A 21,062-nucleotide genomic window follows, 5' to 3' on the forward strand; every position below is an offset into this window, starting at 1 on the left:
GCAGAGATGGTCGGCTCAAGGCCGACCATGACGCAAATTTTTACCCGCGCAGCACCGCGCCGTAGCGCTTGGCCATCTCCGCGACGATCCTGGCCGCCACGGCCTCGATCTCGGCGTCGGTCAGCGTCTTCTGCGTCGGCTGCAGCGTCACCGCCAGCGCCACCGACTTCTTGCCCGGCTCGACGCCCGTGCCCTCGTAGATATCGAAGACGCTCGTCTCCGCGACCAGCGCCCGATCGGCATTCTGGGCGCTCTTGGCCATCTCGCCAGCCGCCACCGCCTTGTCGACAATGAAGGCGAAGTCGCGCGTCACCGGCTGGAAGTCGGAGAGCGCCAGCTTCGGCTTGACCTTGGTCGGCTTGTATTTCGGCAGCGGCAGCGCATCGAGATGGATCTCGAAGGCGACCAGCGGGCCCTTGACGTCGAGCGCTTTCAGCACGCGCGGATGGACCTCGCCGAAGGCGCCGATCACGCCCTTGGGGCCGAACTGCAGCGTGGCCGAGCGGCCGGGATGGGCCCAGGCCGGGCCACCGGCGACGATCTGCAGGCCACCGACCGGCACGCCGAGCCCGGAGAGCAGACCGAGCACATCGGCCTTGGCGTCGAAGGCGTCGACGGTCTTGGCGGCGCCGTCCCAGTGACGGCCGGCACCTTCAAGCTTTGCCGTGCCGCGGCGCAGGCCGGCGGCGGCGATGAGCTGGCCTTCCGGCTCGTCGCTCTGGAAGACCTGGCCGACCTCGAACAGGGCGACATCGCCGAAGCCGCGATCGGCATTGGCCTGCGCCGAACGGATCAGCCCGGGCAGCAGGGACGGCCGCATGTCGGAGAGATCGGCTGCGATCGGGTTGGCGAGCACCAGCTTGCGCGAGCCGCCACCGAAGAGCTTGGCGGCGGCGTGGGAGATGAAGGACCAGGTCACCGCCTCGACCAGGCCGCGGCTGGCGAGCAGGCGCTTGGCCGCGCGGGTGCGCTTCTGCAGCACGGTCAGCACCGGCTTGATCACCTCGCCCTTGATGCGCGGCAGCGGGGCGGGCGCGACGCGGTCGATGCCAGCGATGCGCAGGATCTCCTCGACCAGATCGGCCTTGCCCTCGACATCGGCGCGCCAGGACGGCGGCGCGACCTTGACGCGGTCGCCGGCGCCGGAGACGTGGAAGCCGAGCGAGGTCAGCGCCAGCTTCATCTCGACCTGGGGCAGGTCGAGCCCGGTCAGGCGCTTGACCTCCGACCAGGGGAAGTCGATGGCGCCGGGGCTGTCGGGCAGTTCACCAGCGAAGACGACCTCCGAGGGCTCGCCGCCGCAGAGCGAGATGACCATCTGCGTCGCCATGTCTAGGCCGGGCCGGGTGAAATCCGGATCGATGCCGCGCTCGTTGCGATAGCGCGCATCGGAATTGATGCCCAGCGCACGACCGGTACGGGCGATGTTGAGCGTGTTCCAGACCGCGCTCTCGATCAGCACGTCGGTGGTGCTCTCGTCGCAGCCGGAATGCTCGCCGCCCATCACGCCGGCGATCGATTCGACGCCGTTGTCGTCGCAGATCGCCACCATCTCGGAGGTCAGCGCGTAGGTCCGGCCGTCGAGCGCCAGCACCTCCTCGCCATCCCGGGCGCGGCGGACGACGAGGTCGCCCTTGACCTTGGCGGCGTCGAAGACGTGCAGCGGCCGGTTGCGGTCGAAGGTCATGAAATTGGTGATGTCGACCAGCGCATTGATCGGGCGCAGGCCGATGGCGCGCAGACGTGCCTGGAGCCATTCCGGCGACGGACCGTTCTTGACGCCGCGCACCAGCCGCAGCGCAAAGGCCTGGCAGAGATTGCGGTCTTCCTCGGCGAAATCGAGCTTGAGGCCGACCGGGCATGGGAAGGCGCCGCGCACCGGCTGGACCGGCGGGGTCTTGACCGTGCCGAGGCCTGCGGCGGCAAGGTCGCGGGCGATGCCGGAAACGCCGAGCGCATCGGCGCGATTCGGCGTCACCGCGATCTCGATCACCGCGTCGTCGAGGCCGGCATAGGTCGCGTAGGGCTGCCCGACGGGGGCATCCTCGGGCAGGTCGAGGATGCCGTCATGATCCTCGGAGATCTGCAGTTCCGCGGCCGAGCAGAGCATGCCGTTCGACTCGACGCCGCGGATCACGCCCTTGCCGAGGGTGATGTCCTTGCCGGGGATATAGGTGCCGGGCGGCGAGAACACGCTCTTCATGCCGGTGCGGGCATTGGGCGCGCCGCAGACGACCTGGACCGGCTCGCCCGAGCCGGTGTCGACCATGCAGACGCGCAGGCGATCGGCGTTCGGGTGCTGCTTCGCCTCGATGACATAGGCGATGGTGAAGGCGCCGAGCGCCTTGGCCTTGTCTTCGACGCCTTCGACCTCGAGACCGACGCGGGTCAGCGTCTCGGTGATGGTGTCGAGCGAATCGGTGGTGTCGAGATGCTCTTTGAGCCAGGAGAGGGTGAATTTCATGCTGTTGCGTCCATCGAAGCGAACACTTCCACCAAACGGAAGCGTTCGCAAAGCAAGGTCATGTCGGGGCTGAAGACGCCGAGGCGCCGGAAATAAGCTTCATGGGCCTCGCGCCAGAAGGCGAGGCTACGGTCGCCCTCGCCCTCCTCGAAGGCGAATTGCGCATCGACCTCGTCGAAGCGCCGGGGCGTGAGTTCAAGCGTCTCGATCACGCAGACCGGACGTTTCTGGCCGTCGAGCACGATCCAGAGCTCGCCAAGCTTCGGGCAGTCGGGTGCATCCTGCGCGTTCACCGTCGCGGTCTTGCGGCCGCTGACGACCAGTGCCGCCAGCTCCGTCGCGAGCTCGGGGCTGTCGCCGAACGAAAAGCTCGGACAGTCGCGATAGCGCTCGGGGATCGTGCTCATGTCCGAGGTCACGCCGCCCCGTCCCGCCGCGCGGCCACGGTCGACAATTCCGGCGCGCTGTCGTTCAGCCGGTCGTCACCATCCGTCCTGATCTTCATGGCATTGCCGCGCCAGCTGACCTCGCGCGCGACGAAGGCATAGGCCCAGATGCCGGGGAAAGCGAGATCGCGCGCCAGATAGGCGAGCGGGGTCCGCCAGTTCACGAACCAGCCGACGCTCCTGGCCAGCACGATCTCGCCAGCATACCAGAGCGCCAGCACGGCGAGCACGCCAAGCCAGGCGGGAAAGCCGAAAGCCGGCGCCCCGAAGGCGGCGAGCACGGCCGGCACCAGCGGCCCGACCAGGATCTCCGGCGCGAAGAAGGGCAGGAAGGTGACGCGGCGCAGACGCGCCCAGCGGAACTGGCGCTGCACGACATCGCGCAGATTGCGCGGCCCCAGCGGCTGCTCGAAGGGCTGGCCGACGAGATGAACATGCTTGCCGGCCTTGCGCACCAGCTTGGTCGCCGCGGCATCCTCGGCGATCTCGGCGGCGAGCGCGGCGATGCCACCATTGGCGTCGAGAAAGGGCTTGTTCCAGAGCATCGACTTACCCTGGGCGAAGCCGAAGCCGAGCGCCTCACCGGCATATTGCCAGCGCGCCTGGAAAGTATTGAGGAAGGCGCACTCGACCTCGGCGCCGAAGCAGCCGGGCCGCGAGCCGGCCGGGGTCGAGCAGACCAGGCCGGTATCCTCGCGCCAGGAGGCCATCAGCCGCTGGACATAGTCCTTCGGCATCAGGACGTTCGAGTCGGCGAGGATGACCCAGTCGTGGCGCGCCGCTTCCCAACCCTTGACGCAGTTGTTGAGCTTGGGATTGGCGCTGACGGCGACGTCGCCGACGATCAGGCGGACGCGGTCGGCGCCATGGGTCGCAATCAGTTCCTCGACCAGCGGCACGATCGGATCATGGCCGTCGGCGACGCAGAAGATCGTCTCGTAGGTGGGATAGTCGAGCTCGAGGCCGGAGGTCAGCGTCTCCCGGCTGAAGGTCTCGATGCCGCGCACCGGACGCACGATCGTCACTGGCGGCGCCAGCTTCTGCAGGCGCGACGGTGCCGGCTTGCGGCGCAGGCGCACGAAGGCGACGGCCAAGCACAGCAGATTGGCGGCGACCATCAGCGCCGCGATCAGCCCAGCCCATTGCGCGCCGTTCATGCGTCTCCCCTCAGCGTAAGGTTTAAGAGGTCAGCCCGCCGGTCAGGGTCGGCAAGTCGAGCGGACGGAAGCCGTAATGCGACAGCCAGCGGATATCGGCCTCGAAGAAGGGCCGCAGGTCCGGCATGCCGTATTTCAGCATGGCGATACGGTCGATGCCCATGCCCCAGGCGAAGCCCTGGTAGACGTCGGGATCGAGCCCGCAATTGCGAAGCACGTTCGGGTGGACCATGCCGCAGCCGAGGATCTCGAGCCAGTCGTCGCCCTCGCCGAAGCGGATCTCGCCATCCTTGCGCGAGCACTGGATGTCGACCTCGGCCGACGGCTCGGTGAAGGGGAAGAAGGACGGACGGAAGCGCATCTTGACGCCCTCGACCTCGAAGAACGCCTTGCAGAACTCCTCCAGCACCCATTTCATGTGGCCGAAATGGGTCTTCTTGTCGATGACGAGGCCCTCGACCTGATGGAACATCGGCGTGTGGGTCTGGTCGGAATCCATCCGGTAAGTCCGGCCCGGGCAGATCACCCGGATCGGCGGCTCCTGCGACATCATCGTGCGCACCTGGACCGGCGAGGTATGGGTGCGCAAGAGCTTGCGCTCGCCATTGGCGTCGGGCGCGAAGAAGAAGGTGTCGTGCATCTCGCGGGCGGGATGGCCGACCGGGAAGTTGAGCTTGGTGAAGTTGAGGTCGTCGGTCTCGACATCCGGGCCTTCAGCGACGGCAAAGCCCATATCGCCGAAGATCGCGGTGATCTCGTCGATGACCTGGCTGATCGGATGGATGCGTCCGCGGGCCTCCGGTCCCTCGCGCACCGGCAGCGAGATGTCGAGCCGCTCGCTCGCGAGCCTGGCTTCCAGCGCCGCCTCGCCGAGCGCGTCCTTGCGGGCGGTGATCGCCTGCTGGACGGTGTCACGCAGGCCGTTGATGCGCGGCCCCTGCTCCTTGCGCTCCTCCGGCGTCATCGTGCCGAGCGTCTTCAGCAGGCCCGAGACCGAGCCGGACTTGCCGAGCGCCGCGATGCGCAGCTGCTCCAGCGCCGCCTCGTCGCCGGCCGCCTCGATCTCACCGACAAGTGAATCGCGAAGGGTGTCGATGTCGTTCATGCCTGCTCTGGTCCGTTTGCGAGGCATCTTCTATGGTGTCGGCGTCGGAGAGGCTAGGGGCAATCGTGCTGGCAAAGCATCGCGCGAGCGCGGAAATGCCAGCCGAATTCCGGGATCGCGTGCGAAGATGACAATCTTGTCTCAAGCTCGGCATCGCATACTCCTTTCCACTGCCTTTGCGGGCCTGCTCGCAGCCATATTGCCGGCATCCGCCCAGCAAAGCGGCCAGCGCGTCACCATCACCGGCGAGATCAGCGACAGCTGGTGCACGATCAGCGGGCTGATGTTCGCCAAGGGCACGGCCCATCATCAATGCGCGGTCTGGTGCGCGCTCGGCGGCATCCCGGTCGCGATCCGCGACGCCGGCGGCAATCTCTATCTGATCCTGAAGATCGGCGACGACGAGGACAGCGCCGGCAATCCGCGCGTGGCGAAACTGGCGACGCACGACGTCACGGTCGACGGCGAATTGCTGGAACGCGATGGCGTGAAGTACCTGCTGGTCGACCGCATCGCCGACGACAAGGGCGTCATCACGATGACGCATGAGGAACACGGCATCCAGCCGTTCGGGAACTGAAGCCATGCGAGGCGGCGTCAACGCACTGATCGTCGCGGCCGGTCTGGCGGCAGGACCTGCCGTCTCCGCCGAGCCCTGGAACATCCCGCACGAGAAGCAGGCCATACTGAAGGGCCGCGTCGTCGATGCACTCTGTCAGCTGAAGGGAAGCTGCAAGCCCGATTGCGGTGGCGGCAAGCGACAGCTCGGGCTCGTGCTCGCCGACGGAACCTTCAGGCTGGTCGCCAAGTCCAACATCGACTTCGCAGGGGCGGCCAGCGATCTTGCCGGCTATTGCGGCCGCGAGATCGAAGCCGACGGCCTGCTGATCGAGAACCCGGCGGTGACCCTGTTCTTCGTGCAGCGCATTCGCCAGAATCCCGGCCAGGACTGGATCGCGGCCGAGCGCTTCAAGACCGATTGGGAGACGAGGAACGGCAAGGCCGAGGAGTGGTGGCGGGCGGACCCGGAGGCCAACCGCATCATCGCCGAGGACGGCCCCTTCGGCATCAAGGGGCTTCAGCCCAAGCCGAAGCCATGACCGGCGGCGTCGCGCGCCGGAGCCTGCTCGCCGGCATCGTCGCGACACTGGCGACGCGAGCCTTCGGCCATGACCACAAGGCGGCCCCCGCCTCCCCTCCTGCGCATGACCCGCTGGCGACGCAGTTCGGCGGCGCGTTCTCGCTGCTCGACCACACCGGCAAGCGCGTGACTGACGTCGATTTCCGCGGCCGCTTCATGCTGGTCTATTTCGGGTTCAGCCGCTGCGCCGACACCTGCCCGGTCGATCTGCCGGTGATCGCGCAAGCGCTCGACGCGCTCGGGCCGGCCGCAGACAGGATCGCGCCGCTGTTCATCAGCGTCGACCCGGCGAACGACACGCCGGCCGTGATGGCGACCTATGTCGCGAACGTTCATCCGCGCCTGATCGGGCTGTCCGGCAGCGAGGCCGAGATCGCAGCCACGGCAAAAGCTTACAAGGTCCACCGTCGCAAGCTGACGCAGGCCCATCACGGTCACGGTGAATACACGATCGACCATGGCTCCCTGACCTATCTGATGGGTCCCGACGGCCGCTTCCTGACCCTGCTGCCGCACAAGACGTCGCCGGAGCGCATGGCGGCCGTGCTGCGCAAGTATCTGTCGTGATCGTGCCGAGTTGGGCCAGATAGAGCCGATTGAGTCGGCGCGAGCCCGATCCGTTCGACCAGAGCCGGTCCAACCGACGACGCGCCAGCCGGGAGGCCACCATGCCCGACAATACCGCCCAGAAGAATTCGCCCTCCTACCGGATCGCCGCGCTCGACCAGGATTTCATCCTCGGCGATTCGACGCGCGGGGCGCGCTTCATGCTCGAATACCAGAAGGCCGAGGATGCCCTGCGCGCCCGCGGAATCGTCTCGACCATCGTCGTCTTCGGCTCGGCGCGGGTGCGCGAGGGTAATCCCTGGTACGAGGCGGCGCGGCAGTTCGGCCGGATCGCCTCGGAACGCGGCGGCGCGCTCGACGGCAAGGACAGCGGCAAGCACCATGTCATCGCCACCGGCGGCGGGCCCGGCATCATGGAGGCGGCCAATCGCGGGGCGACCGAAGCCGGCGCGGTCTCCATAGGCTTCAACATCACCCTGCCGCACGAGCAGGAGCCGAATGCCTGGTCGACGCCCGACCTGACCTTCCGCTTCCATTATTTCGCGATGCGCAAGATGCACCTTGCGATGCGGGCGGCGGCGCTGGTGGTCTTCCCCGGCGGCTTCGGCACGCTCGACGAATTGTTCGAGATCATGACGCTGGTGCAAACCGGCAAAATGCCGCCGGTGCCGATCGTGCTCTATGACAGCGCCTACTGGCAGGGGCTGATCAATCTCGAGCGGATGCGCGAAACCGGCTTCATCAGGCCGGAGGACCTGAAGCTGTTCTGCTACGCCGACAGCCCGGAAGAGGGCTACCGGCGCATCGTCGAGGGCGCCGGCGAGAGCTGGACGCCGAAGGCGGTGGACAAGGTGCAGACGTAAGCGGCCCGCCTCAACAGAGCGGAATTCGTCGTCGAAGGCCGCCACAACACGCTTGAGGACTAACTCAATACTCTCGGGCGCAGCCTGAGAGTCTCCGACAAGCGCTGCGGCAAAAGGCGCCTTCACTGATCGCTTCGGCTAAATTCGACTACGCGGCCAATATTGACAACCATCAATGTATCGGAATTCCGTGGAATCGGACTGCTAAAAATGCCTTAACTATCAATAGCCTAGCCAACTCAATGCGAACAAAATAGCTAAGGCCTTGATTTTTTTGACCGAATCTACTATATTGGCGGTAATCCGATGCTTCGGCGGTCGGTAGCACAGATGGTACATTAACCCATCGGGCGGGGCGCGAGTCCCGCCCTTGTGTTACTGAGGCAAGTGCTTCACGCCATAACCTCGGATTTTCCTTGCAATTCCATTGTCTTGCTTCCGATCGTATTTTTTCTCAATGAGGCAATCTACAATTTCGTTAGCGAATGGCCCAAGCTCAACAGCATGTGCCATCAGTACACGAGTATATATGTGGCTAGGATGAGCAAGCAAATCACAAAATTGAAGCCCTGCAACATTGTTCTTTTTAGTTCTAAATTTCAAATTTAGTGCTGGAATGCGTTGCTGTATTCTAGTTTTTGAAACGAAATCAGTCCCTTCATTCCGAACTTCTGCAAAAGCCAACTGAAGTAACTCATCTTTTTTACCTAGGCGAGCCTCTGGCATAATATCCCCGATCGCCTGCGAACGCTCCAGGAAAAGGGTGTATCGCTCGATCAAAAGCTCCATTAGATAATGATATGGATGATTTTTCTTCCAATGCTTCTGCTTTAACATCCATTGCTTATCAATAAGAACTGTAAACAATTTATATTCCGCGTCCCAAATAATTGTTTTAAGCATACTGTTGAATTTATTTCTTAGATTTTGATTTCTAAGTACCCCAAACGGCCCCTTAAGCCCCATTATCTCCTTTCTATGAAATATGATCGGTGAATCCGGGTCATGCTGAAAAACTTCAGCCTTAATTTTGTTAAGCTCGGGTTCAAGATAATCTCTTGCGTGCTCTACTCGCATGGCGACGCCAGACAGGCTCAAAAAACGATGTTTGTCCTTGTCAAGATGAACAAGGTCGTCGCTTCCGACTTCATCGACATACAGGCGAAACATGATTTTTAAAGTGCCAGATCCCGCGCCGAAAGGAGAGCCCCTAATAGAACATTCTAGGGTGGCCGCCAGATGCTAAAGAATGATCCTAGGGGTTGTGCTTAGCGAGCCAATCGGCACCCGCCTTCTGAACCCTGACGTATGCCCAATCAGATCCCTTCGCTAATTCTAAAACAGCAATGCCGTCATCACCATCAACGAGCGGCTTCAGTAGCTCGCGGATTGTCTCGGCCGGCCCTCTAAGCTCGCCCAACCACATCGATTCCAATAAGCGAGCGCAGCCCCAGTCTCGCAACTGCTTAAGCAGAGGCTCGTAACTACGAGCTTTCCGCAGATCATAGCTAATGACGTAGAGCGGCATCTCATTCCCCTATCGCCACCAGCGATAGGGTATTCTCTTACGTCATTCAATCAGGAGTCGAGCCCCTGCTCCATTCAGCCAATCAGGATGGCGCACCAAGCACATAAGTCCGAAACAAAAAGGCCGGCGTTTCCGCCGGCCTTTGGTATTCCGATCGGCTAAGTCCGCTCAGGCGGCCTTGGCCTCGGCGCCGAGCGCGCCCTTGACCGTCTCGACCACCGCGGCGAAGGCAGCGGCGTCGTCGATGGCGAGGGCCGACAGGGTCTTGCGGTCGAGCTCGAGGCCCGCCTTGGCGAGGCCGCCGATGAACAGCGAGTAGGTCAGGCCATGCTCGCGCACCGCAGCGTTCAGACGCTGGATCCAGAGCGCGCGGAAGGTGCGCTTCTTGTTCTTGCGGTCGCGATAGGCGTACTGCATCGACCGATCGACGGCCGCCTTGGCGGCGCGGATCGTGTTCTTGCGGCGGCCATAGAAGCCCTTGGCGGCCTTGAATGTCTTCTTGTGCTTGGCGTGGGACGTAACGCCCCGTTTCACGCGAGCCATGTTTGATCTCCGGAAAAGTGAGGGGACGTCAGCCGTTGGGGAGGAAGTACTTCTTCACGTTGGCGGCATCGCCTTCGAAAAGAACGTTCGTCCCACGGTGATTGCGGAGCTGCTTGTTGGTCCGCTTGATCATCCCGTGACGCTTGCCGGCCTGGGCGTAGAGCACCTTGCCGGTTCCGGTGACCTTGAACCGCTTCTTGGCGGCCGATTTAGTCTTCATCTTGGGCATTTCAGCTCCTCATAGGTCGCGAGCGCGAACAATGCGCCGCTTCAATTTTGCTTTGGGAAGCAAAGTACGATCGCCACGGCAGCCCTTATCAGCCGGGCGATCGAAGGTGGCGCCTATGACAGAAAAGCCGCGCCCTTGCAAGCGCGGCCTTCCTTTTCGGCTCAGGCGAGTGCCGGTTCGGGCTCGCGCCTGGGCTCGGCGATCAGGCAGAACCCGACGGCGACGATCGCCAGCGCCGAGAACCCGCCGGCCACCGACATATAGAAGCCGGTGCTGGCGCCGTAGAGATCGATCAGCCAGCCCGAGGCGGCCGAGCCCGCCGCCATGCCGATGCCCATGCCGGTCATCACCCAGGTGATGCCCTCGGTCAGCTTCGCAGCCGGCGCATGCCGCTCGACCAGCGCCATGGCGACGATGACGGTCGGCGAGATCGAGGCGCCGGCAATGAAGAGCACGGTGCCGAGCATCCAGAGCGAGGACACGAACAGCAGCGGCAAGGTCGTCGCCGCGGCCAGGCTGATCGACAGCAGCAATTGCGTGGCGAGGGGCAGGCGCAGTCGCAGCGCGCCGAAGACGAGGCCGGTGATGAAGGAACCGGCGGCATAGGCCGCGAGCGCCAGGCTCGCCGCCGCCTTGTTGCCCTGTGCTTCGGCAAAGGCGACCGCGGTGACCTCGGCGGTGCCGAAGACCACACCGAGCGCGACCATCAGCAGCGCGATGATCTGCACCGGCACCAGCCGGATCGCCGAGCCGCCCTCGCTGACGCCCTGCGGATGCACTGGCGGCTCGGTCGCGCGCTGGGCCACGAACAGGGCCATGCCGACGGCGAGCAGGATCGTCGCCGCGAGCGGGCCGGCCTCGGGGAACCAGATGACGCTGAGCCCGATCGAGATGACGGGGCCGAGCATGAAGATGACCTCGTCGACGACCGATTCGAAGGCGAAGGCGGTGCGCAGATGCGGCGTATCCCGATAGATCTCGGTCCAGCGCGCGCGCACCATCGCCATCATGCTCGGCTCCAGCCCGGCGAGGCCGGCGAAGAGGAAGAGCACCCAGATCGGCGCCTCGAGGCGGGTGGCCAGCATCAGCCCGATCAGCGCGACGATGGTCGCGAGCGTCGCCGGGATCAGCACCTTGCTCTGGCCATGGCGATCGACCAACCGCGAGATTTGCGGCGCGATCAGGGCATTGGCGAGCGCGAAGGTCGCGGCGACGCCGCCGGCGAGCCAGTACTCGCCGCGGGCCTGCGAAAGCATGGTGACGATGCCGATGGTGAGCATCGAGAATGGCATGCGGGCGAGGAAGCCGGCAGCCGAGAAGCCGACCGAGCCGGGAGCCCGGAAAATCTCGCGATAGGGGTTAGGCATGGACGTCTCCGTCGCATCGACGCGTTATTGACATACGTGGCGTATGTGACATGAGTAATTACATACGAGACGTATGTCAATTCACATACGCGCCGTATGCGAAAGGAACATGGACGATGCGCAAGCCGCGCGCCCAGATGATCGCAGAGACGCGGGCCAAGCTGATAGCCGCGGCGCGGACGGCGTTCGGGACTATCGGCTATGCCGAGACCTCGATGGATGATCTCACCGCCTCGGCCGGGCTGACGCGCGGGGCGCTCTACCATCACTTCGGCGACAAGAAGGGGCTGCTGGTCGCGGTTATCGCCGAGATCGATGGCGAGATGAACGCGCATATGCGGGCCGTGACGGCGAAGGCGTCCGATCCCTGGACCGGCTTCCGCGACGAGTGCACCGCCTATATCGAGCTGGCGCTCGATCCGGAGATCCAGCGCATCATGCTGCGCGACGGCCCGGCCGTACGCGGCGATCCCTGGGACTGGCCGACGCTGAGCGAGTGCATACGCTCGATGACGGAGAGCCTGACCAAGCTGGCCGAAAGCGGCATCGTTGCTCCGATCGATCCCGAAGCCGCCGCCCGGCTGATCGCCGGGGCGACGCAATATGCGGCACAATGGATCGCAAACGCGCCCGATCCGAAAGCGACCTCGCGCAAGGCGATCGACGCCTTCAACCTGATGCTCGACGGGCTGCTCGTGCGGCGTTGAACGAAGCTCCGAGTGACGTAGCAACTGGCGCTCAGATCAGAAACAAGTGTTTCATGTGATCTGAATTAGAGATTTTGTTTCATGTTCCAATTTGCCCTGCTAAGGTCCGGCGCATGGATAAGCCCGGCCTGACGGCGAGCCTCAGCGAGAGCTTCGAGCAGTTGCCGCAGCAATTGCAGGCGGCGGCACGCTGGGTGCTCGACCATCCGGCCGATGTCGCCCTGCTGACGACACGCGAGCAGGCTAAGCGGGCCGGCCTGGCGCCGGCCACCCTCACCCGGCTGGCGCAGCGCTTCGGCCTCAAGGGCTATGACGAGCTCCGCGCCGTCCATGCGGCGGCGCTCCGGCGGCGGCCGGAAGGCTTTGCCGGCCGTGCCGGCGAATTGATGCAGCGCCATGGCGAGGAAGGCCCGGGCGCGATCGCGCAGGACATGTTCGCGGCGCTGGCCGAACATCTCAAGGCGCTGCGCGAGCCGCAGACGCTCGCCCGCCTCGAGCAGGCCGCCGACCTGCTGAGCGAAGCACAGACCGTGTTCTGCTTCGGCCTGCGCTCGGCCTTCCCGGCCGCCTTCATGCTCGACTATATCCGCGACCTGATCGGCGCGGGCTCTGTCCTCGCCGACGGCGCCGGCGGGCGCGGCATCGATGCGCTGCGCCGGATCGGCCCGGGCGATGCGCTCTTCGCCGTCTCGGTCGCGCCCTATACCCGCCAGACCGTGCTGGCGGCCGATATCGCCAGGGAGAGCGGCGCAAAGGTCGTGGCGCTGACCGACAGCGCGCTCTCCCCGCTCGCCGCCAGTGCCGACGCGGCGCTGCTGGTCAGGACCGAGACGCCGTCCTTCTTCCACACGATGACGCCGGCTTTCGCCGCGGTCGAATGCCTGGCAGCGCTGATGACGGCACGCAAGGGCAAAGCCGCGCTCGACGCGATCGCCCGTCATGAGGCTGGGCTCGGCGCGGCCGGCACCTTTCTCACGTCCCGATCATCCAGGCGAGGCCATCGATGAGCCACATCCTGCATCGCATGCTGAGCAAGACTTATCCGACCGCCGCCGGCGGCGAGGGCATGGTGCTGCGCGACCGCGACGGGCGCGAGCATATCGACGCCTCGGGCGGCGCCGCCGTTTCCTGCCTCGGCCATGGCCATCCCGACGTGCTGGCGGCGATGCATGCGCAGATCGACAAGCTCGCCTATGCCCATACCAGCTTCTTCACCACCGACGCGGCCGAGGAGCTTGCCGACCATCTGATCGCGCGGGCGCCGGCCGGCATGGAGTCGGTCTATTTCTGCAGCTCGGGCTCGGAGGCGATCGAGGCCTGCCTGAAGATGGCGCGGCATTATTTCGTCGAGAAGGGTGAGAAGACCCGGGTCAACTTCATCTCGCGCCGGCAGAGCTATCACGGCATTACGCTCGGCGCGCTCTCGGTCGGCGGGCGGATGAAGGATCGTGCGCCCTTCGAGCAGATGCTGATGCAGGGCCATCATATCTCGCCCTGCTACGAATACCGTGGCCGCCGCGCCGACGAGACCAGCGAGGAATACGGACTTCGCGTCGCCGATGAGCTCGAGACGAAGATCCTGGAGCTCGGGCCGGAGACGGTCTGCGCCTTCGTCGCCGAGACGGTGGTCGGCGCGACGCTCGGTGCCGTCCCGGCCGCTCCGGGCTATTTCAAGCGCATCCGCGAGATCTGCGACCGGCATGGCGTGCTCCTGATCCTCGACGAGGTGATGAGCGGCATGGGCCGCACCGGCACGCTCCACGCCTGCGAGCAGGAAGGGATCGCGCCCGATCTGATGGCGATCGCCAAGGGGCTCGGCGGGGGCTATGCGCCGATCGGCGCGATGCTGGCCTCGAAGAAGGTGGTCGAGGCGGTCAGGCAGGGCTCGGGCGTCTTCCCGCACAGCCAAACTTATGTGGGCCATCCCCTCGCCTGCGCCACCGCGCTCGCAGTGCAAAAGGTGATCGAGCGCGACGATCTCCTCGCCAATGTCCGCAAGCAAGGCGCGCGATTGGAGCAGCGCCTGCGGGAGCGCTTCGGCAATCACCACCATGTCGGCGACATCCGCGGGCGCGGCCATTTCTGGGGCGTCGAGATCGTCGCCGACCGCTCGACCAAGACGCCCTTCGATCCAGCGCTGAAACTCAACGCCAGGATCAAGCAGGCGGCGCAGGAGCGCGGTTTGCTGATCTACCCGATGGGCGGCACCGCCGACGGCACCGCCGGCGACCATGTCCTGCTGGCGCCACCCTTCATCATCGACGCCGCGACCGTCGACACCATCGTCGAGCGGCTTGGCGATGCGCTCGATGCGACCTTGGCCTCGGCCCGGCCGGCCTGAGGCTCATCACGATCCGGGCCGGCAAGAGCCCGGTGCTTCCACGACAGGGGAACCAGCATGAAACAACTGAAACATTTCGTCCTCGCCGGGCTCGCCACGCTCGGCTTCGCCGGTGCAGCGACAGCCCAGACCGGCACGCTCGAGCGCGTCAAGGCGCGCGGCGAACTCATCTGCGGCAACCACATCGCTTTGCCCGGCTTCGGCCTCCAGGGGCCGGACGGGCGCTGGGACGGGCTCGACATCGACCTCTGCCGTGCCGTCGCCTCGGCGATCTTCAACGACCCGAACAAGGTCAAGTTCGTACCGACGACGCCGCAGATGCGCTTCGTCGTAGTGCAGTCGGGCGAGGTCGACATGCTCGCCCGCAACGCCACCTATACGATGTCGCGCGACACCTCGGCCGGCATGTCCTGGCCGATCATCAACTATTTCGACGGCCAGGGCTTCATGGTGCGCAAGTCGCTGGGAGTGACCGAGGCGAAGGGGCTCGACGGCGCCTCGATCTGCGTGACGCAGGGAACGACGACCGAGCTCAACCTCGCCGACTTCTTCCGCGCCAACAAACTGAAATACGAGATCATCGGCTTCGCCACCAACGAGGAAGGCGTGAAGGCTCTCGAAGCCGGGCGCTGCGACGCCTTCACCACCGACACCTCGGGCCTCGCCGCCGAGCGGCTGAAGTTCTCGAAGCCCGACGATTTTGTCATCCTGCCGACGCTGATCTCGCGCGAGCCGCTCGGCCCGGCGGTGAAGCGTGGCGACGAGAGCTGGCTCGCGCTGGTGAAATGGGTGCACTACGCCATGCTCAACGCCGAGGAGCTCGGCGTGACCAAGGCCAATGTCGACGAGCAGCTGAAATCCGGGAATCCCGAGATCAAGCGGCTGCTCGGCGTCGAGGGCAAGTTCGGCGAAGGCCTCGGCCTGACCAATGACTGGGCCTATCGCGTGATCAAGCATATCGGCAATTACGGCGAGAGCTTCGAGCGCAATGTCGGCGGCGGCTCGAAGCTTCAGCTGAAGCGCGGGCTGAACGACCTCGCCTCGAAGGGCGGCCTGCAATATCCGCACCCGATCCGCTGATGCGGATCGCGCTGATCCATGCGCTGCGTCACTCGCCGCCTCCGATCGAGGCGGCGTTCGCACGGCTGTGGCCTGAGGCCACGCTGATGAACCTGCTCGACGACAGCCTCTCGGCCGACCTTTCCCGCGACGGGCGGATCACCGAGGCGATGACCGGGCGTTTCCTCAGCCTCGCCAGCTATGCGCGGGCCACCGGCGCCGACGGCATCCTCTTCACCTGCTCGGCCTTCGGTCCTTGCATCGAGGCGGTGCAGCACGCGCTGTCTCCGCTCCCCGTGCTGAAGCCGAACGAGGCAATGATCGAGGAAGCCATGGCGATCGGCGGCAGGATCGGCCTTCTCGCGAGCTTCGGGCCGACGCTGCAATCGATGCCGCCGGAATTTCCGGGATCGTTGACCGTCACGCCGAAGCTCGCCGAAGGCGCGCTCGCCGCGCTCGATCACGGCGACGGAGCCGAGCACGACCGGCTGGCGGCGTCGGCGGCGCGCGACCTGGCCGAGTGCGACGCGATCGCGCTGGCGCAGTTCAGCCTGGCGCGGGCGGCCCCAGCGGTCGCAGCCGCAACGGGTAAGCCGCTGCTGACGACGCCGGATAGCGCGGTGCGCAAGCTGAAGCGCCTGCTCGGCCGTTAGGCCCTGCCTGACACTGTCCCGTCATGCTAGATTGGCGGGACAGGCCCGGCGGATGGTTCAACGGCCATCCGGAACCGCGCGGCGACAAGCGGGCCGCCGTAGGCAGCTTCCGACGAAAGGCCGGGCCTTTCGGGGAGAGGCGCGATGACGACCTACATCATGCTGCTCAACTGGACCGACCAGGGCGCACGCAACCTCAAGGATTCGCCCGCCCGTCTCGATGCGGCCAAGCAGGCGCTGAAAGAGATGGGCGGCGAGTTCAGAGCCTTCTTCATGACCATGGGCAAATACGACATGGTCGTGATCGGGGAGGCGCCGGATGATGCCGTGCAGGCGCGCTTCTGCCTGCAGCTGGCCATGCTCGGCAATGTCCGTACGGAAACGCTCAAGGCCTTCCCGGAAGCGGCCTATCGCGAGATCATCCGATCCGTCAGCTAGGGCGTCACCGACATGACAAAGCCCGGCCGAGATGGCCGGGCTTAGTGAAAGGCAGATCCGAATGCGACGCCACTAAGCGTGGCGCGCAGGCCTCGCGCCTTACCTCGGCGCGAGCACCATCACCATCTGGCGGCCTTCGAGCTGCCAGTCGCTCTCGACCTTGGCGACCTCGACCGTATCGGCCTTGACGCGTTCCAGCACCTTCACGCCGAGGTCCTGGTGCGCCATCTCGCGGCCGCGGAAGCGCAGGGTGACCTTCACCTTGTCGCCTTCCTCGAAGAAGCCGTGCATCGCCTTCATCTTCACGTCGTAGTCGTGCTTGTCGATGCCGGGACGAAGCTTGATTTCCTTGATCTCGATGGTGCGCTGCTTCTTGCGCGCCTCGGACGCCTTCTTCTGCTCGAGAAAGCGGAAGCGGCCATAATCGAGAATTTTGCAGACAGGCGGCACAGAATTGGGGGCGATCTCGACCAGGTCGAGTCCGGCATCCTCGGCAATCTTGAGCGCCTCGAAGAACGACACCACGCCACGGTTGGCGCCGGTATCGTCGATGAGCTGGACGTCGCGGACGCCACGAATGTCACGGTTGGCGCGAGGACCGTCCTTGACGGGGGCTGGTGCGGCACGGAAGGGACGACGAATGGCTTTATTCTCCTGTGAATGGCGCGCATCGCGCCGTTGGTGAGACACATTGCACAACGTGAAGCGTTGTCAATGGATCAGACGATTTCAGCGCCCCAGCAGGGCGCAATAGACATCGAGTGTGTCGTTGACCATCGAGGCCAGCGAGAAATGGCGCTCGACATGCAGGCGGGCCCGTCGCGCCAGCGCGTCGCGGGCGGAGGGCCGCAGCGCGAGCGCCTCGCGCAGGGCCTCGGCAAGCGCCGCCGCATCGTCGGGCGGCACATGCCAGCCGGAGCGTTCCTGCGGCGCGACCTGGGGCGGTGCCAGCACCGTTTCCGGTACGGCGCCGAGATTGGACACGACGACCGGCGTGCCCATGGCCTGCGCCTCCACCGCGACGCGGCCGAAGGCCTCAGGCTCGGTCGAGGGCACGGCGACGACCGCAGCCGCCAGGAAGGCAGCCGGCATGTCCGAGCAATGGCCGACGCGGCGGACCCGGCCTTCGAGCGTGCCCCTGGCGATGGCCTCATCCAGCTCGCGCACATAGCCGTCGCGGCCTTGGGCGTCGCCGGCAAGGATGAAGGCGGTGTCCTCATCGCCGGCATCGCGCAATTGGCGCGCCGCCTCGATCAGCACCTTCTGGCCCTTCCAGCCGGTGAGCCGGCCGGGCAGCAGCACGATGCGCTGATGCGGCTCGACGCCCCAGGCGCTGCGCAGGGCGCTGATCCGTTCCGGGTTCACAGCCGCCGGCGCGAAGGCCGAAAAATCCGTGCCGCGATGGACGACGCGGATGCGCTCGCGGGCGAAGGGATGGCGGGCCCGGATCAGGTCGGCGGTGTAGCCGGAATTGGCGATGACGACGTCGCTGCGCGCCATCACCGAATTGTAGAGGTTCTTCACCGTCGAGCGGGCGTTGTAGGAGCCGTGATAGGTGGTGACGAAGGGCAGCTTCAGCGCCCGCGTCGCCGCCAGCGCGACCCAGGCCGGCGCCCGCGAGCGGGCATGGACGAGATCGACCCGCTCGCGCTTGCACAGCAGCGCGAAGGTGCGCACGTTGAGCAGCATCGAGACCGGGTTTTTGGCCGCGGCCGGGAACGGCAGCCAGATGCCGCCCTTGGCCTGCAGCTCGGCGACGAGCCGCCCGCCCTCGGTCGCGACCAGCGCCCGCGCGCCGACCTCGGTCAGCCCGGCGGCGATGTCGACCGCAGTGCGTTCCGCGCCACCGGCCTCCAGTTCCGGGATGATCTGCAGCACGGTGCGCCCAGCCAGCGGATGCGTCTCGGTCGACGGCAGGGAGAGTTGCGCGCCGGAACGCAAGGAGGTGTTCACTGCTCGAAAGGGCCTTCTGCTTGGCGACTCGCCGATGCTATCGGGTTCGTGATGATCACTAAATCGGGCGGGATTGCAGCACGCGATCCCTGCTTTCGCCCGGTTCACCACAGGAGAGAATAGGGTGATGAGGCCGCAGCCGCAATTTCTGAGCGTCGGCACCGGTAGCGAACGCCGCGAGATCGCGGTGCTGGCGCAGGCCGGCAAGGGCCCGCCGGTGGTCTGGCTCGGCGGCCTGCGCTCGGACATGCGCGCCACCAAGGCGGAGGCACTCGCCGCCTGGGCCGAGCGCACCGGGCGCGCCTTCATCCGCTTCGACTATGCCGGCCATGGCGAATCGAGCGGCCAGTTCGCGCAGTGGACGATGTCGCATTGGATCGAGGATGCCCAGGCTGTCCTCGCCGCCCACACCCAAGGTCCCGCCGTCCTAGTGGGTTCCTCCATGGGCGGTTGGGTTGCGTTGCTGACGACGCTGAAGCTGCGCAAGACGGCGCCACACTTGCAGCCGGCCGGCCTCGTGCTGATCGCGCCGGCCATCGACTTCACAGAAGAGTTGATGTGGGCGCAGATGCCGGAAGCGATCCGCGAGACGATCACCCGGGAGGGGGTCTGGCAGCGGCCGTCGGAATACTCGCCGGAGCCGATGCCGATCACGCGGGCGCTGATCGAGGACGGCAGACGCCATCTCCTGTTCGGGCATCCGATCGAGACCGGCTGCCCCGTCCATATCCTGCAGGGAATGAAGGATCCCGACGTGCCCTATGGCCAGGCGCTGAAGCTGGTCGAGCATCTGCCGCACGATCCGGTCGTGCTGACCCTGATCAAGGACGGCGACCATCGCCTGTCGACGCCGGAGGACATCGCGCGCCTCGTTGCCGCCGTCGAGGGCATCGCGCCCACGACGACATAGACAATTCGGGTCAGTGCAGGCTGACCATCCGGAGATCGTGCTCCCAGGCGTTGGCCGTCGCGGCCTCGCGGGAATCGGTCACCAGGATCGGAGCGCCGTCGGCCGCCAGCAGCGCGAAGAGCTGCAGGCCGGGCTCGATCTCGGGCGCCTGCGGAAAAATGCGGGCCAGCTCATCCGACATGATCGGCTTGAGATAGGCGACCTGGCCGTTGCCGAGCGCGGCGAATTCGGCGGTGGTCAGAGGGTTGTTTCTGGTCTCGGTCATCGCGCCCTCCTTCAGAGCAGTGCGAGGCGGTTTGATTGTGCATCCTTGATCATGAACGGAAGGCAAACCGCATGCCCCCTCGTACCGACCTTCTGTAGCCCTCAGGGGCCTAGTCGCGGCTCATGATATCGATACGCCGGACGAGCCGTTCCGGTTCCGGACGGGCCAGATCGATCGCGAGCAGCCCGTTCGAGAGATCAGCCCCCAGGACCTGCATGCCGTCGGCGAGCAGGAAGGAGCGCTGGAACTGCCGCGCGGCGATGCCGCGATGCAGAAAGTGACGCGTCTTGTCGTCGATCTGCCGGCCGCGAATGGTGAGCTGGTTCTCTTCCAGCGTGATCTCGAGCTGCTCGCGCGAGAACCCCGCCACCGCGAGCGTGATCCTGAGCTTGTCGGGCTCGTCCTCCGTGCGCGGCATGCGCTCGATATTGTAGGGCGGATAGCCATCGCCGGCGCCTTTGGCGACCCGGTCGAGGGCCCGCTCGATATCGTCGAAACCGAGCAGGAAGGGATGCGACAGGCTAGGCGGACGCGTCATCACGAAGCCCTTTGAAAGGCGCCTCTGGAACTACCGGAGCCCGCTTGTGCAGCACCCCGAACGCGAAAGGCGAACCCAACCGCGTGAGTGGGATATGGCGAGTGGCGCAGCCTGCCGCAAGTCCCTGCGGTGAGGCGCGGAGCCCTCCCCCCTTGTGGGGAAGAGGACAGGTCGCGACACGTCAATCGAGAGCCGCGATCGCCTCGATCTCGATCAGCAGGCGCGGATCGACGAGTGCGGTGACGCCGACCATGGTGCTCGCCGGGGAAGGGCCGTCGCCGAGATATTTCATCCGCACTTTGCGGACGGCGACCGCCTTCTCGGTCGAGAGGTCGACGACATAGGTCACCAGCTTGAACACCTTGGTGAAATCGGTCCCGGCGGCGGCCAATGCCGCGGCGAGATTGGTGTAGACCTGCTCGGCCTGGGCGGCGATGTCGCCCTCCCCGACCACCTTGCCCATCGGGTCATAGGCGACCTGGCCGGAGACATGGATCTGCTTGCCGGCCGTGACGATGGCGACATGCGAATAGCCGGTCGGCGGCGAGAGCGAGGCAGGGTTGATGAGGTCGATCTTGCTGGGCATGGCGGGCTCCCTAGGCACGCGGCGCGGCGCCGCGCGGCAAGCTAGGCCAGCGCGGGGCACACGCGCAATCTCGGGAAGGACCGGAATGGAAGAGAAAGATGGTACAGCCACCCCGGCTTGAACGGGGGACCTCTAGATCCACAATCTAGCGCTCTAACCAACTGAGCTATGGCTGCACGGCTTGCGCCTGATGTCGCGGCGC

General features: G+C 65.5%; 25 protein-coding genes and 1 tRNA gene. 11 read left to right on the top strand and 15 right to left on the bottom strand.

Annotated elements, in window-relative coordinates; genetic code table 11:
- Positions 1 to 40: 40 nt before the first annotated feature.
- Genes pheT through pheS form a run of 4 tightly spaced genes read right to left on the bottom strand, consistent with a single transcriptional unit; the run spans position 41 to position 5,172 of the window.
- Positions 41 to 2,464: a phenylalanine--tRNA ligase subunit beta gene (gene pheT / locus BMZ69_RS05325; protein WP_092155537.1), complete on the bottom strand. Its 2,424-nt coding sequence runs from the start codon at positions 2,462 to 2,464 to the stop codon at positions 41 to 43.
- Entirely contained in the window at positions 2,461 to 2,871 is a 411-nt protein-coding gene (locus tag BMZ69_RS05330; protein ID WP_092155825.1) for an ASCH domain-containing protein, read from the bottom strand. The genes pheT and BMZ69_RS05330 overlap by 4 nt, the downstream gene beginning before the upstream one ends.
- Positions 2,872 to 2,879: 8 nt before the next feature.
- Positions 2,880 to 4,067 carry a glycosyltransferase gene (locus tag BMZ69_RS05335; RefSeq protein ID WP_092155538.1) on the bottom strand — a complete coding sequence of 396 codons (1,188 nt, stop codon included), beginning with the start codon at positions 4,065 to 4,067 and terminating at the stop codon, positions 2,880 to 2,882.
- 22 nt (positions 4,068 to 4,089) lie between these two features.
- A complete protein-coding gene (pheS, locus tag BMZ69_RS05340; protein ID WP_092155539.1) occupies positions 4,090 to 5,172 on the bottom strand; it encodes a phenylalanine--tRNA ligase subunit alpha in 1,083 nt (360 codons plus the stop codon).
- A 199-nt stretch (positions 5,173 to 5,371) separates the two neighbouring features.
- Here pheS and BMZ69_RS05345 point away from each other — a divergent pair, with 199 nt between their 5' ends.
- The 4 genes from BMZ69_RS05345 (at position 5,372) to BMZ69_RS05360 (ending at position 7,743) form a co-directional block, all read left to right on the top strand.
- Positions 5,372 to 5,752 carry a hypothetical protein gene (locus BMZ69_RS05345; RefSeq protein ID WP_092155540.1) on the top strand — a complete coding sequence of 127 codons (381 nt, stop codon included), beginning with the start codon at positions 5,372 to 5,374 and terminating at the stop codon, positions 5,750 to 5,752.
- Between the two features lie 4 nt (positions 5,753 to 5,756).
- Positions 5,757 to 6,272: a hypothetical protein gene (locus BMZ69_RS05350; RefSeq protein WP_092155541.1), complete on the top strand. Its 516-nt coding sequence runs from the start codon at positions 5,757 to 5,759 to the stop codon at positions 6,270 to 6,272.
- Positions 6,269 to 6,880, top strand: coding sequence for an SCO family protein (locus BMZ69_RS05355; protein ID WP_092155542.1), 612 nt, complete (start codon positions 6,269 to 6,271; stop codon positions 6,878 to 6,880). Before BMZ69_RS05350 ends, BMZ69_RS05355 begins: the two co-directional genes overlap by 4 nt.
- A gap of 101 nt (positions 6,881 to 6,981) precedes the next feature.
- Positions 6,982 to 7,743 (top strand): LOG family protein, encoded by a 762-nt coding sequence (locus tag BMZ69_RS05360; RefSeq protein WP_092155543.1) that lies wholly within the window; start codon positions 6,982 to 6,984, stop codon positions 7,741 to 7,743.
- Positions 7,744 to 8,118: 375 nt separating this feature from the next.
- Here the strand turns inward: BMZ69_RS05360 and BMZ69_RS05365 are convergent, their stop codons facing one another.
- The 5 genes from BMZ69_RS05365 to BMZ69_RS05385 form a co-directional block, all read right to left on the bottom strand.
- Positions 8,119 to 8,913, bottom strand: a complete 795-nt coding sequence (locus tag BMZ69_RS05365; protein ID WP_092155544.1) for a DUF3800 domain-containing protein — start codon at positions 8,911 to 8,913, stop codon at positions 8,119 to 8,121.
- Between the two features lie 85 nt (positions 8,914 to 8,998).
- Positions 8,999 to 9,271, bottom strand: coding sequence for a hypothetical protein (locus tag BMZ69_RS05370; protein ID WP_092155545.1), 273 nt, complete (start codon positions 9,269 to 9,271; stop codon positions 8,999 to 9,001).
- A 168-nt stretch (positions 9,272 to 9,439) separates the two neighbouring features.
- Positions 9,440 to 9,814, bottom strand: coding sequence for a 50S ribosomal protein L20 (rplT, locus tag BMZ69_RS05375; RefSeq protein ID WP_057187775.1), 375 nt, complete (start codon positions 9,812 to 9,814; stop codon positions 9,440 to 9,442).
- Positions 9,815 to 9,842: 28 nt separating this feature from the next.
- On the bottom strand, positions 9,843 to 10,043 hold the full coding sequence (rpmI, locus tag BMZ69_RS05380; protein WP_091831700.1) for a 50S ribosomal protein L35: 201 nt from the start codon (positions 10,041 to 10,043) through the stop codon (positions 9,843 to 9,845).
- 161 nt (positions 10,044 to 10,204) lie between these two features.
- Positions 10,205 to 11,410 (bottom strand): MFS transporter, encoded by a 1,206-nt coding sequence (locus tag BMZ69_RS05385; protein WP_092155546.1) that lies wholly within the window; start codon positions 11,408 to 11,410, stop codon positions 10,205 to 10,207.
- A 116-nt stretch (positions 11,411 to 11,526) separates the two neighbouring features.
- Between BMZ69_RS05385 and BMZ69_RS05390 the strand changes: the two genes are divergently transcribed.
- From BMZ69_RS05390 to BMZ69_RS05415, 6 genes are all read left to right on the top strand, one after another.
- Positions 11,527 to 12,117: a TetR/AcrR family transcriptional regulator gene (locus tag BMZ69_RS05390; RefSeq protein ID WP_092155547.1), complete on the top strand. Its 591-nt coding sequence runs from the start codon at positions 11,527 to 11,529 to the stop codon at positions 12,115 to 12,117.
- A gap of 113 nt (positions 12,118 to 12,230) precedes the next feature.
- On the top strand, positions 12,231 to 13,124 hold the full coding sequence (locus BMZ69_RS05395) for a MurR/RpiR family transcriptional regulator (RefSeq protein WP_092155548.1): 894 nt from the start codon (positions 12,231 to 12,233) through the stop codon (positions 13,122 to 13,124).
- Positions 13,121 to 14,458 carry an aspartate aminotransferase family protein gene (locus tag BMZ69_RS05400; protein WP_092155549.1) on the top strand — a complete coding sequence of 446 codons (1,338 nt, stop codon included), beginning with the start codon at positions 13,121 to 13,123 and terminating at the stop codon, positions 14,456 to 14,458. Before BMZ69_RS05395 ends, BMZ69_RS05400 begins: the two co-directional genes overlap by 4 nt.
- Before the next feature lie 57 nt (positions 14,459 to 14,515).
- Positions 14,516 to 15,538, top strand: a complete 1,023-nt coding sequence (locus tag BMZ69_RS05405) for an amino acid ABC transporter substrate-binding protein (protein ID WP_092155550.1) — start codon at positions 14,516 to 14,518, stop codon at positions 15,536 to 15,538.
- Positions 15,538 to 16,170 carry an aspartate/glutamate racemase family protein gene (locus BMZ69_RS05410; protein ID WP_092155551.1) on the top strand — a complete coding sequence of 211 codons (633 nt, stop codon included), beginning with the start codon at positions 15,538 to 15,540 and terminating at the stop codon, positions 16,168 to 16,170. Before BMZ69_RS05405 ends, BMZ69_RS05410 begins: the two co-directional genes overlap by 1 nt.
- A 144-nt stretch (positions 16,171 to 16,314) precedes the next feature.
- Complete coding sequence (locus BMZ69_RS05415; RefSeq protein ID WP_092155552.1) at positions 16,315 to 16,608, top strand: GYD domain-containing protein; 294 nt, start codon at positions 16,315 to 16,317, stop codon at positions 16,606 to 16,608.
- Positions 16,609 to 16,707: 99 nt separating this feature from the next.
- Here BMZ69_RS05415 and infC read toward each other — a convergent pair whose 3' ends face one another.
- Positions 16,708 to 17,250, bottom strand: coding sequence for a translation initiation factor IF-3 (infC, locus tag BMZ69_RS05420; protein ID WP_092155826.1), 543 nt, complete (start codon positions 17,248 to 17,250; stop codon positions 16,708 to 16,710).
- A gap of 87 nt (positions 17,251 to 17,337) precedes the next feature.
- Complete coding sequence (locus tag BMZ69_RS05425; protein WP_175506667.1) at positions 17,338 to 18,561, bottom strand: glycosyltransferase family 4 protein; 1,224 nt, start codon at positions 18,559 to 18,561, stop codon at positions 17,338 to 17,340.
- A gap of 127 nt (positions 18,562 to 18,688) precedes the next feature.
- On the opposite strand from BMZ69_RS05425, the gene BMZ69_RS05430 reads away from it, so the two are divergent.
- Complete coding sequence (locus BMZ69_RS05430) at positions 18,689 to 19,471, top strand: alpha/beta hydrolase (protein WP_092155828.1); 783 nt, start codon at positions 18,689 to 18,691, stop codon at positions 19,469 to 19,471.
- Between the two features lie 10 nt (positions 19,472 to 19,481).
- Here BMZ69_RS05430 and BMZ69_RS05435 read toward each other — a convergent pair whose 3' ends face one another.
- The 4 genes from BMZ69_RS05435 to BMZ69_RS05450 all read right to left on the bottom strand — a co-directional run bounded on the left by BMZ69_RS05435 (position 19,482) and on the right by BMZ69_RS05450 (position 21,036).
- Entirely contained in the window at positions 19,482 to 19,736 is a 255-nt protein-coding gene (locus tag BMZ69_RS05435; RefSeq protein WP_092155553.1) for a BQ00720 family protein, read from the bottom strand.
- Between the two features lie 109 nt (positions 19,737 to 19,845).
- Positions 19,846 to 20,274, bottom strand: coding sequence for an Hsp20 family protein (locus tag BMZ69_RS05440; RefSeq protein WP_092155554.1), 429 nt, complete (start codon positions 20,272 to 20,274; stop codon positions 19,846 to 19,848).
- A gap of 181 nt (positions 20,275 to 20,455) precedes the next feature.
- Complete coding sequence (locus BMZ69_RS05445; RefSeq protein ID WP_092155555.1) at positions 20,456 to 20,860, bottom strand: RidA family protein; 405 nt, start codon at positions 20,858 to 20,860, stop codon at positions 20,456 to 20,458.
- 99 nt (positions 20,861 to 20,959) lie between these two features.
- Positions 20,960 to 21,036 (bottom strand) — tRNA-His (locus tag BMZ69_RS05450).
- Between the last annotated feature and the right edge of the window lie 26 nt (positions 21,037 to 21,062).

Source organism: Allobosea sp. CRIB-10 (assembly GCF_900112185.1).
Classification (GTDB): Bacteria; Pseudomonadota; Alphaproteobacteria; order Rhizobiales; family Beijerinckiaceae; genus Allobosea.